Raw genomic sequence first — 17,492 nt, forward strand, 5'->3', positions numbered from 1 at the left:
CCTGTGCGGTGCCTTCCCCTTGCGGCGCAATCCCATCACCACGTCGTACATCGACGAGAACTCCGGAGTGTCCGTGGCCTTACGCATAGCCATCACCGCCGAGCCGATACCCTCACATGTCTCCGCGCTGGACTACGTCATCCGGCCGGCCCTCGAACAGGGCCACCACATCACGCTCCACGCCCCGGTCATGTTCCGCCGCGAAGCCCGGCGGCGCGGGGTGGAGTTCCACGGCGCCGGAACGAACTGGACCTGTGATCCCCTCGTTCAGCAGACGGCGAGCGAGATCTGGACGGGCTTGGGGAAGGCACGCTTCAACCGGTATGTCTTCGGTGACCTCTGGCCGGAACAAGCCGAGGCGAAGGCCCGTGACCTGCTCAGCGCGTGGACACGGGCACGGCCCGATCTGGTGATCGCCGAGTGCAGCGACCTCGGCGCGCACCTCGCGGCCAAGGTCCTGGGGCTGCCCCTGCTCGCAGCGGACAACGGCCTCGGGCCGGTGCTCCTGGACCTCTGGGACACCGACATCGCGCCCGCACTGCTTCCCCTCTACAAACAGTACGAGCAGGACACGCCCGTGCTTCCTCGTATGGTCACCCCCGCGCCGGTCGAGTGGTTCTACCCGGTTCCCCCACCTTCGGCCCGCTCGGTCCGACGCACCGTCGCGGAATTCCGGACCGTCCTTCCCGGGTGGCTGGACCGCTCGCCCTCCTCCTCCCGTCCGCTCGTCTACGTGAGCTTCGGGACCCTGACCACCGCAATGACCGGTCTGGGTACCGTCGTAGGGAGCGCATACCGGGAGATCATGGCCGCGCTCTCCGCAATCGACTGCGACGCGATCGTGTCCGCGGGCAGCCTCGCGGAGCATCTGCCGAGCACCGGCCCCCGCATCAAGGTCGTCGAGCACGTCCCGCAACCCGCGCTCCTGCGCCACGCCGATCTGTTCGTCACACACGGCGGCCGGGCATCCCTGCTCGACGCGGTGCAGGGCACAACGCCCGTGCTGGTCATGGGCGTTCTCGCCGACCAGCCCCACAATGCCGCCGCGTTCGCCCGGCGCGGCCTGGGGCGTGCGCTGGACCTCGCGGCGACGCGCGCCGAGATCGCCGACGCCATCACGGCCGTCCTCGGTACCCCGCAGTACGCCGCCGCGATGCGCACCGCCGACGCCGAACTGTCCCGACTGCCATCTCTCGACCTCATGGATGTGTGCCGGAAGGCTGGTTGGCCACCTTCCACTGGCCGTAGATCCCCCTAGAGTCGTCCCATGAATAGTCTTCGTACGCCTGATGAGCGGTTCGACGACCTTCCGGACTACCCCTTCGCGCCCCACTATGCGGACGTGGCGGCGGGCGACGGCAGCGATGAGGCGCTGCGGGTGCACTACGTCGACGACGGCGACGGTTCCTCGGGCGAGACCGTGTTGCTGCTGCACGGGGAACCTTCCTGGTCCTACCTCTACCGGCACATGATTCCGGTCCTCTCCGCGGCGGGACACCGGTGCGTCGCGCCTGACCTCGTCGGCTTCGGCAGGTCGGACAAGCCGGCCCAGCGCTCGGACTACACCTACCAGCGCCACGTGGACTGGATGCGCGAGGCCCTGTTCGACCGGCTGGACCTACGCGGCATCACCCTGGTGTGCCAGGACTGGGGCGGGCTCATCGGCCTGCGTCTGGTGGCTGAGGCGCCCGACCGCTTCGCGCGCGTGGTCGTGGCGAACACCTTCCTGCCCACCGGGGACCGCGATCCAGGCGACGCCTTCCGCGCATGGCGTGAATTCAGCCAGAAAACCCCGGAGTTCCGCGCGGGCGACATCGTCAACGGCGGCTGCACGACCGCGCTCGCTCCCGAGGTCATAGCCGCCTACGACGCGCCGTTTCCCGATGAGACGTTCAAGGAAGGGGCACGGCAGTTTCCGCTGCTGGTGCCCGCGTCCCCGGACGATCCCGCCGCCGAGCCCAACCGCCGGGCGTGGCAGACGCTTCAGAGCTTCACCAAGCCCTTTCTCTGTTCCTTCAGTGACCAGGACCCGATCACCCGCGGTGCCGACCGGGTCTTCCTCAAGCTCGTACCCGGCTGCGCGGGCCAGGAGCATGCCGTGGTGAAGGACGGCGGACATTTCCTCCAGGAGGACCGGGGTGCCGAGTTCGCGGAGATCGTGAACCGCTTCATCGCCGCAAGCTGACGTCCGGGCGGCGGCGGCCGTCCGGTGGCGTCACGACGCCTGGACCGGACGGCCGCTCCTTCGGTCAGAAGATGACGGGCCCCGGTTTGACCTCGTGCGGCATATCCAGGTGACGGATCGAAATCGAGTCGTCACCTATCGCGTGCTGGTCGAGGATCAGCACGCTGACCTGAGTCGTATCCCCCGTTCCCCACCACTTGGGGTCGTAGCACAGTCCCTCGGCCTCGTGCGGGTTGCCGAACAGCCCGTCACCCGTGTCCGGAACGACGTAAGTACCTTCGTACGTCATCGGTTCCAGGTCTTCAACACCGTTCGTGTTGCGGCGGCCGAACCTGTAGCAGCGGACCTCGCATGAACCGTCGTCGGGCTCGATCGACAGGTAGAGCCGACCTTCCATCACAAACCCGCCGGCGATGCCGTCAATGGTGTGCGGAAGCCGGGACGTCCGGGCGATCTTCATGTAGGGAGCGTGCAGGACATCGCCAGGAATCATCTTGTAGCCGTAGATGATGTGATCGCTGCTCTGTGACGTGTAGAGCAGGCCACCGCCACCCTGAGTCGTGCGGATGGGGGCAGAGGAACGCGTTTGGTCAGGTGAGCACCAGGCGAACGTATTCTGATGCCAACTGTCGCTGGGATGGCCCAGATTGTAGATGTTTCCCTTGGAGCCAAGGCCTTCCGGGACGCACCAGACTCGCGGCTGCGGACCGTGCTCGATAGGGACCCAGATGTTGCCGTGGTACAGGTCGTGCTGCGGAGCGCCGATGTGGTGATTCGTATTGCCGTCAGGCCACCAGGACTCGTTCCAGATCAGTGACTTGTCCGGGGTGTATTCCCCGTTCAGCCGCCAGATGCCTTTGTAGCTGAGGTCGGCGTCCGCGTTGGTGGTGACCCACCTGTATCCGTTCTTGCCGTCAGAGGTGATGCCCTGGGCTTCGTCCGTCCAGGGGGATCCTCCCCGCTCTGTCACGCCCTTCTGAAACCAATCGGCCAGTCGGCCGTCGTCGGCGGCGGCGGGCGTTGCACTGCCAAGTGCGATGCCTTGCCCGATTGCGGCGGCGCCAAGAGCACCGGCACTGGTCGCGAGGAATCTCCGGCGATCCATATATGTTCCCCTGAATTGAGTCCGCTGGCACCTGGTCATATGTGCCGTGGCTCATCTTGTGGTCGACCGATTTCCCAGCGATACAGTATGTGCTACTCACAACGGCCGCCCGCGGCGCGGCCGCGTGCGGCTCTCGGTGCGCATCGGGGCGCCCCTGGTGGCAGCCGTGAACGGTGTCGGGCTCCCGGCCAGGCGCAGCCGGGCCGGCAGCCGACGCAGACCCGGCCTCGCTCCAGTCCCGCAATCGGCGCCGACAGGTCATCCCGGAGTCGGGCGTGACCGTCTCCGTCATCGTCGTCGATCCCGCCGTGTCCCGCGGAGTGTCAGCACCCCCGAATCCTTAATGCGTGACGACGAGCATTAATATCCATGGTGCAGCGCGGATTCGGGGAGGCATCCCGCTAGCGGTCCGGACGGACCGAGCGCACCATGTGTGCCGCCTGGACCAGGGCGGGCAGCGAGTAGTCCGGAGGCGGGGGGATGGCGACGGCGATGACAGTGGATGAGGCCGAGGCCGGCAGCGAGGACGGCTGCGACGGGGGAGAGCGTGCCGGGATGTACGCCGCGAAGTACTCCTCCACCGGCCGTACACCCAGCGCGACGACGCTGCCCGCGGCGACGCGGGCAAACAGCCCCCACCCCGTGCACCGGCCCGAAGCGTTACCCACCCGGCACCGCGGCGGTAGCCCCAGGCCAACGCCATTCACCGACACTCCGGAAAGAGACATGACCAGCATCGCTCCCGGCGGCACGACGGACTCCATATCCGACCCCGCCCAGGCCCAGCCCCGCATCCTGCGCGTCCTGATCGCCTCTCAGATCCTCAGCGGCGCGGGCCTCGCCGCCGGCGCCACCGTCGGCGCCCTCCTTGCCCAGGACATGCTCGGCTCCACCAGCCTCGCGGGACTGCCCAGCGCCCTGTTCACCGCCGGCTCCGCTCTCGCCGCCATCGCCGTCGGCCGCATCTCCCAATCCCGTGGCCGACGCCCCGGCCTCGCCGCCGGCTACCTCACCGGCGCCATCGGCTCCGCAGGCGTCATCACGGCCGTCATCCTGGACAACCCCGTCCTGCTGTTCACCGCCCTTTTCGTCTACGGCGCCGGAACCGCCACCAACCTCCAGGCCCGATACGCCGGAGCCGACCTCGCCACGCCCGACCACCGCGGCCGCGCTGTCTCAACCGTCCTGGTCGCCACCACTCTCGGCGGTGTCGCCGGACCCAACCTCGCGGCCCCCACCGGCCATCTCGCGGAAACCCTCGGCGTGCCCAACCTCGCTGGACTCTTCATCCTCTCCGGCATCGCCTACGCCCTGGCCGCCCTGGTCCTCGCCATCTGGCTGCGGCCCGATCCGCTGCTCCTGGCTCGCAGCCTCGCCATGTCGAAGGACACCAGGGCCGCCGACGCGACCGCCGTAGACGCCGCGGACACTCGGGAAGGCCGCAGAGCCGTCGTCTTCGGTGCGCTCGTCATGGTCCTCAGCCAGCTCGTCATGGCTGCGATCATGACGATGACACCGGTCCACATGCACGAACACGGCCACAGCACCGCCGCCTCCGGCCTCGTCATCGCCATCCACATCGGCGCCATGTATCTGCCCTCACCACTGACCGGCTGGCTCGTCGACCGCTACGGCCATATGAAGATCGTCGCCGCCTCCGGCATCACCTTCCTGGCCGCCGGCGTCCTCGCCGCCACAGCACCCGGTGACTCCCTCGTACCCCTAGCGCTCGCGTTGGCCCTGCTGGGGCTGGGCTGGAACTTCGGCCTCGTGTCCGGCACCGCGATCATCTCGGACACCGTCCCGCTCGCCACCCGTGCCAAGACCCAAGGAGTGGTCGACGTCGCCATCGCCATCGCCGGCGCCACCGGCGGCATGGCCTCCGGTGTCATGGTCGCCGCCACCAGCTACCCCGTCCTAGCCCTTACCGGCGGCATCCTCTCCCTCGCCCTCCTGCCCGCTGTCGCCACCACCGCCTACCGCCGATGAACTCCCCCCCACGCACCCCGCACTCCCACGCCTGGCATCACCGTCGACGGCCCGGTACTGCTCCTCGCCCGGCCACGCCTCCTTCTGCTGCCGTCGGCCGGACCAGCCTCACCACGAGCAGCTGCAGCAGAACATTCCCTGACGCAGCCCGTGTGAGAGTCAGGTGTGATCCAGAATGATGGGATGGTCACGCTTGAGACTCCCCGTTTGATCCTGCGTCGCTGGCGCGAGGAAGACGTTGCGCCCATGGCTGTCGTCAATGCCGACCCCGAGGTCATGCGGTGGATCCGTGACGGCAGCGTCCGTGATGAACAGCAGACTCGCAGCGGGGTCCAGGCATGGGAGAGCGAGTGGGAATCACAGGGCTTCGGCCTGTTCGCCGTGGAGGTGCGGTCCACTGGTGAACTGGCCGGGTTCACCGGCCTTTCGGTGCCCGGCTTCTTGCCGGAGGTACTGCCGGCGGTTGAGGTCGGCTGGCGGCTGGGACGTTCACACTGGGGGCAGGGCCTGGCTACCGAGGCCGCGAGAGCTGCTCTGCGGTTCGGGTTCGAAGAGCGGGGGCTGGAGCGGATCGTCAGCATCGCTCAAGTGGGCAACGACGCCTCCGAGCGGATCATGACCAAACTGGGGATGCATCCGGTCCGTGAGACCGTCAATCCCACCTGCGGTCGGCGAGTGCGGGTGTTCGAGTTGTCTTCGGAGCAGTACGTCACAACCACTCTTTGATGGCGCAACACTCGGCCGAGTGCCGGGACTTGTGGTCCTCCGGGTTGTCACGATCCGCCCCGCAAGGCGCTGTTGCTCAGGTGGGCTGATGCGGCCTCGCCGGTGCCCGAGTCGGTGTCCGCCTGGTCGAGTTCCTGTCTGACGCTCTCCAGGTGGAGCAGGTCGGCCGGGGTCTGCACACCGACCTCGGGCGCGGTCAGACGTCGCGGCCCTGGATCTGTGTGGCGGCGTGGTGCAACTCGGTGAGGACCGTTCGGACGGCGCTCCGGGCGGTGCGCTCGGGCCGGTGGAGCACGTCGATGTGGCGTAGGGCGTGTACTCCGCTCAGTGGCCTGAGCACGACGTCGGGGTGCGCGCGGGCAGTCCAGCGGGGCATCAGCGCGATGCCACCGCCGGCGGCTACGGCCTCGGCGACCACCGCGAATTCGTTGATCCGGTGGACGATCTCGAGTCGGCGGTTGGCGACGCTGGCGATGGCCTCGATGGTGGCCATCAACGGGAAGCCATCATGGACCGTGATCCACGGCTGGTCCGCCACGTCCCGCGGTGAAAGCAGTGGCTTGGAGGCCAGCGGGTGACCGGCCGACAGGGCCACGTCGAGGGGCTCACGCAGCAACGTGGCCGAGGCCACGGTGCGCGGCCAGGGTGGAGCGTGATCGAGGCGATGAGCGAGCACGAGATCGTAGTCGCGGGTGAGGGCGGGGAACCGGTCCTGGGCGACGTCTTCGTCGGCGAGCGCGGGGCGGGGCCGGTCGGGGCCGGCGAGGCCGCGTAGGAGGAGCGGGAAGAACGCGGAGGCGGCACTGTGAAAGGCGGCCACCGATACGACGCCGTCGGGTTGGCCGACGAAGTCGGTGATGGTGTGGCGTGCCCGTGCCAGCGCGGTCTCCACCTCGATGGCGGCCGCGGCCAAGGCCTGCCCGGCGTCGGTCAGCACCACCCGGCGTCCGGCGCGTTCGGTGAGCGGGACGGGGATCGAGCGCTGCAGCAGCCGAAGCTGCTGTGAAATCGCGGACGGCGTCACGTGCAGTGCCTCGGCGACCGCACTGACGCTGCCCAGATCTCCCAGTTCGCGCAGGATCCGGAGCTGCCTTTCATCCATCCTGACATTGTAGTGCTGCTAAAGATCAGATTTAGAAGTTGGTCATGGTCTTCAACGTTCTGAGGGTGCAGCGTGGGGGCATGCCTGTTGCCCGCCGTACCGATGCGGTACTCCTGCTGGTCGCGTTGGTCTGGGGATCCAGCTATCTCGCAGCCAAAACGGCCACCGTCGCGCTCCCGGTCATGGCGGTGCTGTTCGCCCGATATGGGATCTCCGCACTCGCGTGCGCGGCCCTGGTCGCCTCCCGCCGTCAGGCGCGCCGCTGGACCCGAGCGGAGATCCGTGTCGGGTCGCTGCTGGGAGTCACACAAGCGGCGGTGCTCGTGCTGGAGACCTACGGGGTGGCGCACACCAGCGCCGCCAATGCCGGGCTGATCATCAGCCTGACCATCGTGCTGACGCCGGTGCTGGACCGCACCGGCAGCCGTCGGCTGCCAGGGGCGTTCTTCCTCGCCGCCGGACTGTGTGTGCTGGCCGTCGCGCTGCTCACCTCGAGCACCGGGCTGCACGCACCGCGGCTCGGAGACGTGCTGATCCTCGTCGCGGCCGCCGTCCGGGCCGGGCACGTCGTCCTCGTCGGACGGCTCACGGCGGGCCGCTCCATGGACCCACTGCGCCTGACGACCGCCCAGACAGTCGTCGGCTCGATCCTGTTCCTGCCACCCGCCATCACCCACCTGCCTGATCTGGCCCACAGCACCGCCACCACCTGGACCCAGCTGATCTATCTCGCCCTGTTCTGCAGCGTCTTCGCCTTCCTCGCCCAGACCTGGGCCGTGCAGGGCACCTCCGCAACCCGGGCCAGCCTTCTGCTGGGGACCGAACCGATCTGGGCCGTTGCCACCGGGGTCAGCCTCGGCGGCGAACGGCTCACCCTCTGGGCCACCTTCGGCGCCGTGCTCATGGTCGCCGGAACCTACTGGGGTCAAGCCATCGAACGAACCCACCGCACCACCGCAGTGAAGACCGCGAAAGAGGATGAAGCGTGCCCGGTCATGACACCTTCCAGCGCCTGATCACCCTGCTCGACACCACCCGGACGCCGTACCGGCTCATCGACCACGAACCGGAGGGCACCACGGACTCGGTCAGCGCGCTGCGCGGGCACCCCGCCGCGCATGCGGCGAAGTGCATCATCCTCCGGGTCAAGACCGACCGACGGACCACCCGCCATGTGCTGGCGGTTGTGCCGGGAGACCGCCGTGTCGACCTGGATGCCGTTCGCTCGCTGTTCAACGCCCGCTACGTCGGATTCAGCGACGCTGCCACCGCTGAACGACTGGCCCATGCCGTCCCCGGCACGGTGCTTCCCTTCGCCTTCGACCCCGATCTGGAACTCGTTGCCGATCCCGAGGTCGTTGCCCGACCACAGCTCTACTTCAACGCCGCTCGCCTCGACCGCTCAGTGGCCATCTCGGGTGCCGACTACGCCGCACTCGCCCAGCCACGCATCGAATCCATCGTCGGCCCGAGCGTTGGCGACACCCAAGAAGGGGTGAGCGCCTGACCACACCCCCGGGTAGTGGATCACTCTGGTGACCCACCCTCACAGGTTCTAACGTTGGCCCATGCTCAAGATGCCGTCACGGGTCGAACTGCGCCCGCTCACCCTCTCCGACCAGGACGAGTTCTGCACGCTGGTGCAGGCCAGCTCCGAACTGCACCTGCCGTGGATGCAGCTGCCGGCGACCGCGGAGGAGTTCCAGGTCTGGATGCGTCGCTTCGACGACGGCACCAACCTGGGCTTCCTGGTCCGTGTCCGGGAGACCGGCGCAGCCGCCGGCATGGTCAATATCAACTCGATCATCCGGGGCCGTTACCAGGGCGCGGCCCTCGCCTACGCGGCCTTCAGTCCGTCGGCCGGACACGGGTACATGACCGAGGGGCTCGCCGTGACCTTGCGGCACGCCTTCACCGACCTGCGGCTCCACCGGCTGGAGGCCAGCATTCAGCCGGGGAACAAGGCATCTCTGGCCTTGGTCCAGCGGCTGGGCTTCTGCTACGAAGGGGTTTCGCCTGCCTACCTCTACATCGACGGGGACTGGCGGGACCACGAACGCTGGGCCATCACCGCACCGAACCCCTGGGCGCCCGATCCCTCCCTTCCCGAGGTCTGAATCGCACGGCACCGCTGCCGACGGACATGGCAGGGGGTTGCCCGGGTGCGATCCGCGCACGCCGCGGATGGCTGCGCTTCACCGTCGACGGCCGCACTCTGCCCCGCGGCCGGCTCGTGGACACCGTGCCGTACAAGATCAGGCATGCTGACGCTCGCCATCCGTCCCCCACACCACGACAGAAGAGAGATGCCGCCATGAACACCAACCCACCTTCCATCTCTGCCCAGATGGGAGAGGATGCGGCGGGCGAGCGTGGTCGTCTGGAGTCCATCCAGCGCAATGTGGACGCTTTCACCATCGGCCTCATCGAAGACCTCCGCATCGAAGCATCCTGGAACTGCCTTGAACTGGGCGCAGGCGCCGGATCCATCGCCTACTGGCTTGCCGAGCGCTGCCCGGACGGCCGCGTCGTCGCCGTGGACATCGACACCCGCTACCTGAACGCCGGCCGCGCCGCGAATCTCGACGTCCAGGAAGCCGACATCTGCCAGGAGGACTACGCGCCGGGCAGCTTCGACCTCATTCACGCCCGCTACCTGTTCTGCCATCTGCCCACGCGAGACGAGCTGATCAGGCGGGCCGCGGGCTGGCTTTCGCCCGGCGGCTGGCTCGTCGTCGAGGAGCCCTATCACCTTCCGGCCGAGACCTCGCCCTTCCCTCTCATCCAGCGGCTCCTGGACGCCTATCAGCGCAAGTACCGTGAGCACGGGGCCGACATGACGTGGGCACGTGGCCTTCCCGCCCACCTCGCCCGCTCTGGGCTGAGCGAGGTGTCCTATTCCGGGAACCTCGGCCGTATGGGCGGTGGACTCGAGGAGGACCGCTGGCTTCCCCTCATCACCCAGGCAGCCCCGGACCTCATTGCCGACGGGCTCATCACCGAAGCGGACCTGACCGCGTTCTCGGACCTGCTGAAGGACCCTGCCTTCATCGACATTCCACAGATCACCATTTCCGCATGGGCCCGCCGCCCCTGGGACACGCCGAACGTGTCCCGGATAGAGTGACCGGATGTTCAACGTTCGTCGCGCCGACGCCCGCGACGGGGACGTCCTCGGTGAGATCCACGCCGCAGCCTGGGAGGCGGCTTACGCCCCCTTCTTCGACCCGGAGTTCGCCGCGCGTGCGGTCCAGAGCAGGCGGACGCGATGGCACCAGAGGATCGCGGAGGGAGCGGCGACGATCCTGCTGGCCGAAGGTGAGAGCCGTCCGCTGGCAATGTCCGCCTACGGTCCGTCCTCGACTCGGCCGGGCCTCGCCGAGATCCTCACCTTCTACAGCCACCCCGACAGCTGGGGCAGCGGGGTCGCCGCCGCACTGATGACCGAGACGCTGCGCTCCCTGAGCGACGACGGTTTCGCCCAGGTGCACCTGTGGACACTGCGCGACACCCCACGATCCCGTCGCTTCTACGGCAAGTGTGGCTTCACCGAGTGCGGAACCGCCCGTACCTTTGACTTCGGCGATGGGAACCCCCTTGACCAGGTCGAATACGAGCGAGGGTGTTGACGCCGGTGGAGGTGACCGACGCGGAGTGGGCTCGGATCCGGGGAGGTTTGCGCTTCGGGCAGGTGCTTGAGGGCGCGGTGGTGAGGGTGCCCCGTCGCGGTGCGATCGGAATCTTCGTGGATATCGGCCTGAGGGTCGGAGGCTTCGTCGATGTTCTGCTGCTGCCCGAGCGAAGCGAGTCCTGGCCGGTGGAAGGTACGGTGACCGATTTCGAGGTCTGGTGGGCCGACAGCCGCAAGCAGGTCCGGTTGAAGCCGTCCGATCCTCGGTATGTGCGCGCGGACATCGCTGACTACATCGAGTGCATGCGGCCCCGGTGGCAATCCGAGATCGGCTGTGCGGTGCCGGACCCGGGCCCTCTGGCGGGATGAGTTGCGTGGGCTTCGTTGGGGCGGAGCCGATGTGGAAGCCCGCCCTTGAGGAACGGGGCAAGATCCAGCTGACCTGGGTGCCTGAGCGACCGAAGGTACTTCCAGGAACTCGATGTCACGCTGTGGCTGTACAGCCGAGGCGGTTGCCTCAGATGCGAAAGGAAACACAAGGGAGTTACCAGCGTCTTGAGGCGGCACAGCTAGAAGAGGCGAGCCCGCTGATGCTGTGTGAAATTCTCGAGGATCTCGCGCAGCCACGGGCTGCGGACGTCTGGTAGCCGGACCAGTGTGTGCTGGAACGTTCCCGGGTCGGGCTGGAACAGGTGGTGGGGGCGCGGCGCGGGTGGGTCGTCGCGGAGGACGCCCTCAGGCATGCCGCCCGCCACTGGGGCGGGTAGGTGCGGCCCGGGGGAGGCCAGCCACAGCCATATCCCGAATGGCAACGGTACCGGGTATGCCGAGGTGGACGGGCCTGCCGGGGTCCAGGTCTCTCCTGTCTGAGGATGGGCCGGCACGAGGAGGATGTCGGCGTCCACGTCTGGGGCGGGTTGCCCGGGTCCGGCCAGCACGGCCCGCCGTGCGGCGGTGCCCACGGGCAGCAGGATGTCGAGGGCGCGTTGGAACACTTCCATGATCGGGCCGTCCGGGACGGTCACCGGCCGGCCTTCCGAGGCCGCCAGCAAGTGGGCGAGCGCCCGGCCTGCTGCCGCTTCCCACTGCGGGCTCCATGACCAGTAGTGGTCCGACCCCAGCCGCGATCCGCCCCAGGTGGAGATCGGCTCGAATGGGGGTGTGCCCTTCCCTGCTGCCACCAGCTCCGCCCAGGTCAGTGGTGCGTCGTTGTTGGCGTCGTCGAGGCGGTGACGGCGCACGGCGTTTGGAGCGAGCCACACAGCCTGCCAGAGCGAGCAGTCGTCGATCCGGCTCGCCACGGGCAGGTCGCACGCTTCGCACGCCATGTTGGGTCCGTCGCCCCCGTCGAGGCCGCAGCAGGAGCCGCCACTTTTCTCCGGAATCAGCAGGGTGCCACGAGCATCTCCGGGTGAGATGACGATCGCGCCGGGGGCGCCGTCGGACAGGGCAGGGACAGGCGCGTAGATGCCGCGGGCCATCGCCTCGTCCGGATCGATCTCCTCCCACCTTCGCCGCGGCGGTCCCCAGGGCTCCGGATCCACGGCGAATGTGCCCGACTCCATGAGCACCGGAAGCTGAATGCCGTTCCCGTACCTCTGATGGGCGTGCACCGGCAGAGCGATCTGCGACAGCGGAGTGGTCAGCCTGGCACCGCACCCCGCACACACGAAAACGAACAACTGACCTCCGGTTGGGGAACGAGGGCGAAAGTCATACACCGTAAGCAACTGTCACTTCTCTGACGTCGACCGCTCGTTCAAGAACTCCTTCGCCGCGTCGATCGCTTCTCTGCTGAGTTCTTCCAAAGAGCGGCCCCAACTCTCCTCCCAGCCGTCCAGGTTGTGCGCGCAGTGCACAAGTGGCTCCAGCTCGTCGGGGTAGCCAAGGTCATAGGCGATGTCTGCCCAGATGCGATACGTGCCGGCGGCAGGATTCAGGGATCCGTCGGCGATCTGGACGGCGATCCAGTAGGCCATCGCCCACTTCGCGGCCTTGGGGTCGTCAGGTGGGTGGAACAGCAGTTCCAGCTCCTCCAGCACCTGGTCGAAGAGCGCTGTCGCTTCGGGCTCTTCGTTCCGGAGGAGGCCGGCCAGCATGGCGAGGGACGGGCTCTCAACCCCGGCCATCAGCGCGTCCAGACCAGCCTGAATGAGCCGGTCAGACCCGACGTTCCCACCAAATGCCCGCTCACGCGCGATGTTTCTGAGCCGATCGAGGGCGTCGTCGCGGGTCATCGAAGTCTTCTCGGTCCGGCATCTGGGAGGGGAAGGCTTGCACATCCGGCGGCGCTGTCGCCATCGAGTTCCTCAGCGGCTTTGTGCGGGCCGGTGCTTCGGCCGTCGGCCGGCACACCCGTGAGGGCATGAGCGCAGCAGGGGGCATGCCGGTGTTCGTACGGGCGACGTCCTTCGTCAGGTGTTGTCGCCGTGGCCCGCCCACACCGCGGGGGTCCGCTGGTTCCAAGGGCTGGCTTGTTCGAGCTGTCCTGCGAGGCGGAAGAGGACGTCCTCGCCTCCGTAGCCGGCGGCGAACTGCAGGCCGATGGGGAGGCCTGTTGCGGTGTCGGACGCCAGGGGCACCGACATGGCGGGCGTGCCGGCGACATTGAAGCCCGCGGTGAAGGGGGAGTGGTCGAGCAGGCGGGTCAGCCATCCGAGGCCGTCCAGCTCGTCGGCTCCTTCGGCATAGGTTCCCAAGGGCACGGGCAGCTCGGGCAGGGTCGGGGTGAGGAGTATGTCGTACGCGGCGAAGTACCGTGCCACGCTTCGGGCCACGCGGTTGCGCATCGTCAGCGCGTTGACGAACTGCGCGCCGGTGACCTGCTGCCCGTAGCGGTAGCTGGCGAGGATGACGTTCTCCACCGTGGTGGCGTCGACGGGGCGGCCGAAGGCGGCCGCCAGGTCATCCATCCACGCGGTGAGGTTCGCGGTCCACAGGACGGCGTTGCCGTGGATGAATTCGTCCCAGCCGACTCCCATGTCGAGGTCCGCTTCGTGCACGTGGTGACCGAGTGATTCCAGCAGTTGCGTGGTGGCGGCGACGGCGTCGGCCACGGGCGCGGTGGTACGGCGGCCTCCCCAGGGCTGGGTGAGGACACCGATCCGCAGGGCGCCCGGATGCCGGGTGACTTCCTCGGCGTACGGCCGCTTTGGCTGGGTGGCGAAGTAGGGGTCGCCCGGCTCCGGGCCTCTCATCCGGTCGAGGAGGACGGCACTGTCGCGAACGGTGCGGCTGACGCTGCCGTGCACGGCGAGCCCGTTGAAGATCTCGTCCACGTCGGGTCCCATGGATATCCGTCCCCGGGTGGGCTTCAGGCCGAACAGGCCGTTGTAGGCGGCCGGGATGCGGATCGATCCCGCGGCGTCGGTGGCGTGCGCGACGGGGACGATCCCGGCGGCGACCGCGGCACCCGCCCCTCCGCTCGAGCCGCCCGCACTCCGTTCGAGGTCCCAGGGGTTGTGGGTGGCCCCGTAGAGCACCGGTTCGGTCGTGATGCTGTAGGCCATCTCCGGCGTGGTGGTACGTCCGAGCGTCACCAGTCCGGCCTGCCTGAACCGTCGCATCAGGGACGAGTCGGCCTCCGCGATGTGGCCGGCTGCGAGGCGGCTGCCCAGCTCCATGCGTTTGCCCGCCATCGAGACGCCCAGGTCCTTGATCAGGAAGGGCACCCCTGTCAGTGGCCCTCTTCCCTCCTGCGCTGTCTCATCCGCGGGCCATGTCTCGGCCACGGCGTTGATCCGCGGATTGACCACGCGCACCGCCTCATGTGCCGCGGCCTCCAGCTCGGCGGGGGTCACCTCGCCGCGGGCGACCAGGTCCGCGAGCCCCACCGCGTCGAAGCTCACGTACTCGGAAAGTTTCACTGTCACGCTCTCCTCCTGCCATGGCGATACTGCACAGTCCCTGGTGATACCAAGCGGTATCACCAGGGATGGTTTGGTACCGTAGCAGCGATGGAACAGGGCGACAACGCCGATCGCACAGCGGAGGCAACCGCGTGACAGTCAGCTCGAGAAGGCCGACGAGGGTGGCGACGCTGCCCCCGCGGGAGCGCATCCTCGACGCCGCCGAGGAACTTTTCCTCAAGGAAGGCATCGGGCGAGTCGGCCTCCAGGCGATCGCCGATCGGGCCAAGACCACCAAGATGGCGATCTACCGGCACTTCGAGTCCAAGGACGCCCTGATCGTCGAGTGGCTGCGCATCGTCACCCATGACTACACGGCAGCCTTCGACAAGGTGGAGGAGGAGCACCCCGACGACGCCCGCGCTCAACTGCTCGGCCTGGCCCAGTTCATCGCCGACGGACTTCCGGCGATCACACACCGGGGCTGTCCCTTCATCAACTCGATAGCCGAGCTGCCCGACCCGGCACACCCGGCGCGCCAATTGATCCAGAGCCACAAGGCCCGGCAGGCACGCAGACTCACCGCCATGTGCGCACGGGCCGGTCTGCCGGACCCCGAGCAGACCTGCGCCGCGATCACCTTCCTCCTCGAGGGCGCGCAGATCAGCGCTCAGAACGGGAGCATCGATCAGGCAGGAGATCGCCTCATGAGAGCGGTCGAGGCCATCGTGCTGCCCGATGCCGCCCAGAAGAAGGCGTCACGCGGCTGAGGCCGGCTCTGCGAGTGTCCGATCGCCCGACGCGATGAGCCTTTCGGGCTGCCGCTGACGTGCTGCGTACTGATGAGGCAGTGCGCAGTGGATCTGACGCTGCTGCCCGAGCAGCGCCGTCGGTACGCAGCGATGTGTGCCGGGCTGCACCGCGGCCGGATCGCGTTGCCCGGCCTCCGGCCACCCCCGGCGGAGGCTCTCCGGACCATACGATCCGTCACTGTGTGCCGCGTAGCCGAAGAAGGTAGGTCGCGGTCAGCGCAACGGCACGGTCCTCGTCGTGCGACAGCTCCCTGAGGGCGCGTGACGCCGTCGTCCCCGGGACGCCGGCCAGCGCCTGGGTCAGCCGTCCGCGTGCGGGCGCTCGGGCGGTGTCGTGGGCGAGGCGGTCGACGAGCTCGGTCGCGATCCGCTCTGCTCCCGCGGTGTCGTCCGCCAGCACGCTCAGCGCATCGGCCGCATCGGTGTCGTTTCTCCCTTCCACGATCATGTCGATGAGGATCGGGACCGTATCGGCCACTCCGCGTGGCCCGAGCGCCAGAGCCGCGTACCCGCGGACCACGACGTCGGGGTGTGCGAGGGCGTGCCGCAGATGCGCGGTGGCCTCACCGCCGGGCAACTCGGCCAGGGATCGCACGGCACGTTCCCGCACCGCGGCCACGGGTGAGGCAAGGCCCTCCGCCAGCAGTGCCGGGCCGTCGTCGCCCGATCGCGCCAGAGCCCATCGAAGGGCTCCGGCGACGTTCGGTTCCGTCTCGTTCAGTACCGCCCGGACCAGGGCCTCCACGGGCACCGGAACCTCGTCCACCGATGAAAGGGCCGCGCGCTGGCGTGTGCCGGCGCTCTTGGACTCCAGTGCCTGGAGGAGCGCAACGACCTGGAGGACGTCCTCCCAGCCTTCAGGGGCAGCGGCGTCGATCCGGCACAGCCGCGTGAGCAGCTCGGTCTCGGCCGCGATGCGTTCACGTGTCTGAGCGATGAGGTCGCCGACGAGCGCCGAGGGCGTGAAGCCGGGATCGTCCAGCGCATGCCCGATCTCACGCAGCGACAGCCCCAGGGACCGCAGGCTCTCGATATGGAAGATCCGTCGGATGTCCTCCCCGGAGTACTCCCGGTATCCGGAGCCCGTACGACCCGAGGGGCGCACCAGACCGAGCGACTCGTAGTGCCGGAGCATGCGGGCACTGACCCCGGACCGTCGTGCCACCTCACCGATCAACACGTCCCCATCATCCCTCCTGGCCGGCACCGCCGAGGGCCACGCAGCGCTTCGCCTCCTCGATCGCGAACTCGAATCCGGTGTCCGGCTCGCGCAGCAGCCGTTCCGTGGCGAGCGCGTGTGCGCGCATGTGCGGGTCAGGAGCCGTCGTCGCGGTACGCAGAGCCGGCACGATCACTTCCCCCAGGTCGACCAGGGCCCGGCTGAGACTCAACTGCATCTCGCGCCCACCGCGTCCGAGCTGCCTCGCCAACTCCCCGGCCAACGCGGACTCCTCACCTTCCGGCACCAGCACCACCGCGGTCCGCCAAGCGCTCCGCGCCACCTCGTCGTCGGCGTCGGACAACAGCGCCCACGAGATTGCCGGCCACGCCCGCCGGTCCCCGATCTTGGACAGCGTGTGCAGCGCCTGGCTCCGTGCCTGCGCACGCTCCGAGCGGACCTCGCGGATCAGCGCGGGGAGCGTCATGGACACCGGGTGGCGGGTGAGCGCCCAGGTCAGCATGTCGCGGACGAAGAACTCGGGCTCGACCGCGCATCGCTCGATCAGCTTGTCGACGAAGCCCGGATCCGGCGCCGTGCCGACTGCCAGTGCGGCTCGCAGCCGCATGGACGAACTGCCGTCCTCCAACCCCTTGAGCACTCGTATCGCATCCGGGTCCTCTCGCGTGACCGTCACCGAGACCACCTCCTCGACGAGCAGTGAAAGCCTTGTCACCGTGTCAAGGTCAAACAAGGACCCGCCGCGGGGGAGCGCCCCGCGGCTCGCCTGACGCCCCGGCGACCTTGGATGAACCCGAACTCGACAGGGTGGCAGATGACATGCGGCAGTTTGTGAGCTGCTGGAGCAATGCCTGACTCGGTTCGTCGCCACGCCGAACCGGGGTTCCTGCGGGCACGGTTTCCGGCGCCTCAGT

General features: G+C 68.3%; 20 protein-coding genes. 11 read left to right on the top strand and 9 right to left on the bottom strand.

Features of this window, described 5'->3' with window-relative positions; genetic code table 11:
• Nucleotides 1-19: 19 nt before the first annotated feature.
• Together NMK44_RS25490 and NMK44_RS25495 are read left to right on the top strand one after the other, a co-directional pair.
• Nucleotides 20-1,258: a glycosyltransferase gene (locus tag NMK44_RS25490; RefSeq protein ID WP_254747053.1), complete on the top strand. Its 1,239-nt coding sequence runs from the start codon at nucleotides 20-22 to the stop codon at nucleotides 1,256-1,258.
• A 9-nt stretch (nucleotides 1,259-1,267) separates the two neighbouring features.
• Nucleotides 1,268-2,185 (top strand): haloalkane dehalogenase, encoded by a 918-nt coding sequence (locus tag NMK44_RS25495; RefSeq protein ID WP_254747055.1) that lies wholly within the window; start codon nucleotides 1,268-1,270, stop codon nucleotides 2,183-2,185.
• Between the two features lie 64 nt (nucleotides 2,186-2,249).
• On the opposite strand, the gene NMK44_RS25500 is transcribed toward NMK44_RS25495, so the two are convergent.
• Entirely contained in the window at nucleotides 2,250-3,290 is a 1,041-nt protein-coding gene (locus NMK44_RS25500; protein WP_254747057.1) for a hypothetical protein, read from the bottom strand.
• A 401-nt stretch (nucleotides 3,291-3,691) separates the two neighbouring features.
• Entirely contained in the window at nucleotides 3,692-3,958 is a 267-nt protein-coding gene (locus NMK44_RS25505) for a hypothetical protein (protein WP_254747059.1), read from the bottom strand.
• A gap of 58 nt (nucleotides 3,959-4,016) precedes the next feature.
• Here NMK44_RS25505 and NMK44_RS25510 point away from each other — a divergent pair, with 58 nt between their 5' ends.
• Nucleotides 4,017-5,279: an MFS transporter gene (locus tag NMK44_RS25510; protein WP_254747060.1), complete on the top strand. Its 1,263-nt coding sequence runs from the start codon at nucleotides 4,017-4,019 to the stop codon at nucleotides 5,277-5,279.
• Between the two features lie 183 nt (nucleotides 5,280-5,462).
• Nucleotides 5,463-6,005 (top strand): GNAT family N-acetyltransferase, encoded by a 543-nt coding sequence (locus tag NMK44_RS25515; RefSeq protein ID WP_254747062.1) that lies wholly within the window; start codon nucleotides 5,463-5,465, stop codon nucleotides 6,003-6,005.
• 47 nt (nucleotides 6,006-6,052) lie between these two features.
• Here NMK44_RS25515 and NMK44_RS42135 read toward each other — a convergent pair whose 3' ends face one another.
• Nucleotides 6,053-6,184, bottom strand: a complete 132-nt coding sequence (locus NMK44_RS42135; protein ID WP_302888616.1) for a hypothetical protein — start codon at nucleotides 6,182-6,184, stop codon at nucleotides 6,053-6,055.
• 17 nt (nucleotides 6,185-6,201) lie between these two features.
• Nucleotides 6,202-7,107, bottom strand: a complete 906-nt coding sequence (locus NMK44_RS25520; protein ID WP_254747064.1) for a LysR substrate-binding domain-containing protein — start codon at nucleotides 7,105-7,107, stop codon at nucleotides 6,202-6,204.
• 80 nt (nucleotides 7,108-7,187) lie between these two features.
• Here NMK44_RS25520 and NMK44_RS25525 point away from each other — a divergent pair, with 80 nt between their 5' ends.
• The 6 genes from NMK44_RS25525 (at nucleotide 7,188) to NMK44_RS25550 (ending at nucleotide 11,107) form a co-directional block, all read left to right on the top strand.
• Complete coding sequence (locus tag NMK44_RS25525) at nucleotides 7,188-8,123, top strand: DMT family transporter (RefSeq protein ID WP_254747066.1); 936 nt, start codon at nucleotides 7,188-7,190, stop codon at nucleotides 8,121-8,123.
• Complete coding sequence (locus tag NMK44_RS25530) at nucleotides 8,093-8,614, top strand: YbaK/EbsC family protein (RefSeq protein WP_254747068.1); 522 nt, start codon at nucleotides 8,093-8,095, stop codon at nucleotides 8,612-8,614. Before NMK44_RS25525 ends, NMK44_RS25530 begins: the two co-directional genes overlap by 31 nt.
• Before the next feature lie 61 nt (nucleotides 8,615-8,675).
• Entirely contained in the window at nucleotides 8,676-9,224 is a 549-nt protein-coding gene (locus tag NMK44_RS25535) for a GNAT family N-acetyltransferase (RefSeq protein WP_254747070.1), read from the top strand.
• A gap of 197 nt (nucleotides 9,225-9,421) precedes the next feature.
• Nucleotides 9,422-10,234 carry a class I SAM-dependent methyltransferase gene (locus tag NMK44_RS25540; protein WP_254747072.1) on the top strand — a complete coding sequence of 271 codons (813 nt, stop codon included), beginning with the start codon at nucleotides 9,422-9,424 and terminating at the stop codon, nucleotides 10,232-10,234.
• Nucleotides 10,235-10,238: 4 nt separating this feature from the next.
• The gene (locus tag NMK44_RS25545; protein WP_254747074.1) at nucleotides 10,239-10,736 is read left to right on the top strand and encodes a GNAT family N-acetyltransferase; all 498 of its coding nucleotides are present in this window, start codon (nucleotides 10,239-10,241) and stop codon (nucleotides 10,734-10,736) included.
• Nucleotides 10,737-10,741: 5 nt separating this feature from the next.
• The gene (locus NMK44_RS25550) at nucleotides 10,742-11,107 is read left to right on the top strand and encodes a hypothetical protein (RefSeq protein ID WP_254747076.1); all 366 of its coding nucleotides are present in this window, start codon (nucleotides 10,742-10,744) and stop codon (nucleotides 11,105-11,107) included.
• Nucleotides 11,108-11,307: 200 nt separating this feature from the next.
• On the opposite strand, the gene NMK44_RS25555 is transcribed toward NMK44_RS25550, so the two are convergent.
• The 3 genes from NMK44_RS25555 to NMK44_RS25565 all read right to left on the bottom strand — a co-directional run bounded on the left by NMK44_RS25555 (nucleotide 11,308) and on the right by NMK44_RS25565 (nucleotide 14,604).
• Nucleotides 11,308-12,420 carry a hypothetical protein gene (locus tag NMK44_RS25555; RefSeq protein ID WP_254747273.1) on the bottom strand — a complete coding sequence of 371 codons (1,113 nt, stop codon included), beginning with the start codon at nucleotides 12,418-12,420 and terminating at the stop codon, nucleotides 11,308-11,310.
• Between the two features lie 51 nt (nucleotides 12,421-12,471).
• Nucleotides 12,472-12,975 (bottom strand): hypothetical protein, encoded by a 504-nt coding sequence (locus NMK44_RS25560; RefSeq protein ID WP_254747078.1) that lies wholly within the window; start codon nucleotides 12,973-12,975, stop codon nucleotides 12,472-12,474.
• Between the two features lie 177 nt (nucleotides 12,976-13,152).
• Complete coding sequence (locus NMK44_RS25565) at nucleotides 13,153-14,604, bottom strand: amidase (protein WP_254747275.1); 1,452 nt, start codon at nucleotides 14,602-14,604, stop codon at nucleotides 13,153-13,155.
• A 164-nt stretch (nucleotides 14,605-14,768) separates the two neighbouring features.
• On the opposite strand from NMK44_RS25565, the gene NMK44_RS25570 reads away from it, so the two are divergent.
• On the top strand, nucleotides 14,769-15,356 hold the full coding sequence (locus NMK44_RS25570) for a TetR/AcrR family transcriptional regulator (protein WP_374215339.1): 588 nt from the start codon (nucleotides 14,769-14,771) through the stop codon (nucleotides 15,354-15,356).
• A 217-nt stretch (nucleotides 15,357-15,573) separates the two neighbouring features.
• Here NMK44_RS25570 and NMK44_RS25575 read toward each other — a convergent pair whose 3' ends face one another.
• Together NMK44_RS25575 and NMK44_RS25580 are read right to left on the bottom strand one after the other, a co-directional pair.
• Nucleotides 15,574-16,578, bottom strand: coding sequence for a MerR family transcriptional regulator (locus tag NMK44_RS25575; protein WP_254747082.1), 1,005 nt, complete (start codon nucleotides 16,576-16,578; stop codon nucleotides 15,574-15,576).
• Nucleotides 16,579-16,585: 7 nt separating this feature from the next.
• Nucleotides 16,586-17,254, bottom strand: a complete 669-nt coding sequence (locus NMK44_RS25580) for a HEAT repeat domain-containing protein (RefSeq protein ID WP_254747277.1) — start codon at nucleotides 17,252-17,254, stop codon at nucleotides 16,586-16,588.
• Nucleotides 17,255-17,492 lie beyond the last annotated feature (238 nt).

Origin of the sequence: Streptomyces cucumeris (assembly GCF_024295805.1) — a bacterium.
In the GTDB taxonomy this organism is placed as follows: Bacteria; Actinomycetota; Actinomycetes; order Streptomycetales; family Streptomycetaceae; genus Streptomyces; species Streptomyces cucumeris.

Excerpts from the sequence above, each read along its gene's own strand:
- NMK44_RS25520 (WP_254747064.1), bottom strand. The coding sequence starts at position 7,107 with ATGGATGAAAGGCAGCTCCGGATCCTGCGCGAACTGGGAGATCTGGGC.
- NMK44_RS25510 (WP_254747060.1), top strand. The coding sequence starts at position 4,017 with ATGACCAGCATCGCTCCCGGCGGCACGACGGACTCCATATCCGACCCC.
- NMK44_RS25500 (WP_254747057.1), bottom strand. The coding sequence starts at position 3,290 with ATGGATCGCCGGAGATTCCTCGCGACCAGTGCCGGTGCTCTTGGCGCC.
- NMK44_RS25495 (WP_254747055.1), top strand. The coding sequence starts at position 1,268 with ATGAATAGTCTTCGTACGCCTGATGAGCGGTTCGACGACCTTCCGGAC.
- NMK44_RS25540 (WP_254747072.1), top strand. The coding sequence starts at position 9,422 with ATGAACACCAACCCACCTTCCATCTCTGCCCAGATGGGAGAGGATGCG.
- NMK44_RS25560 (WP_254747078.1), bottom strand. The coding sequence starts at position 12,975 with ATGACCCGCGACGACGCCCTCGATCGGCTCAGAAACATCGCGCGTGAG.
- NMK44_RS25515 (WP_254747062.1), top strand. The coding sequence starts at position 5,463 with ATGGTCACGCTTGAGACTCCCCGTTTGATCCTGCGTCGCTGGCGCGAG.
- NMK44_RS25535 (WP_254747070.1), top strand. The coding sequence starts at position 8,676 with ATGCTCAAGATGCCGTCACGGGTCGAACTGCGCCCGCTCACCCTCTCC.
- NMK44_RS25545 (WP_254747074.1), top strand. The coding sequence starts at position 10,239 with ATGTTCAACGTTCGTCGCGCCGACGCCCGCGACGGGGACGTCCTCGGT.
- NMK44_RS25525 (WP_254747066.1), top strand. The coding sequence starts at position 7,188 with ATGCCTGTTGCCCGCCGTACCGATGCGGTACTCCTGCTGGTCGCGTTG.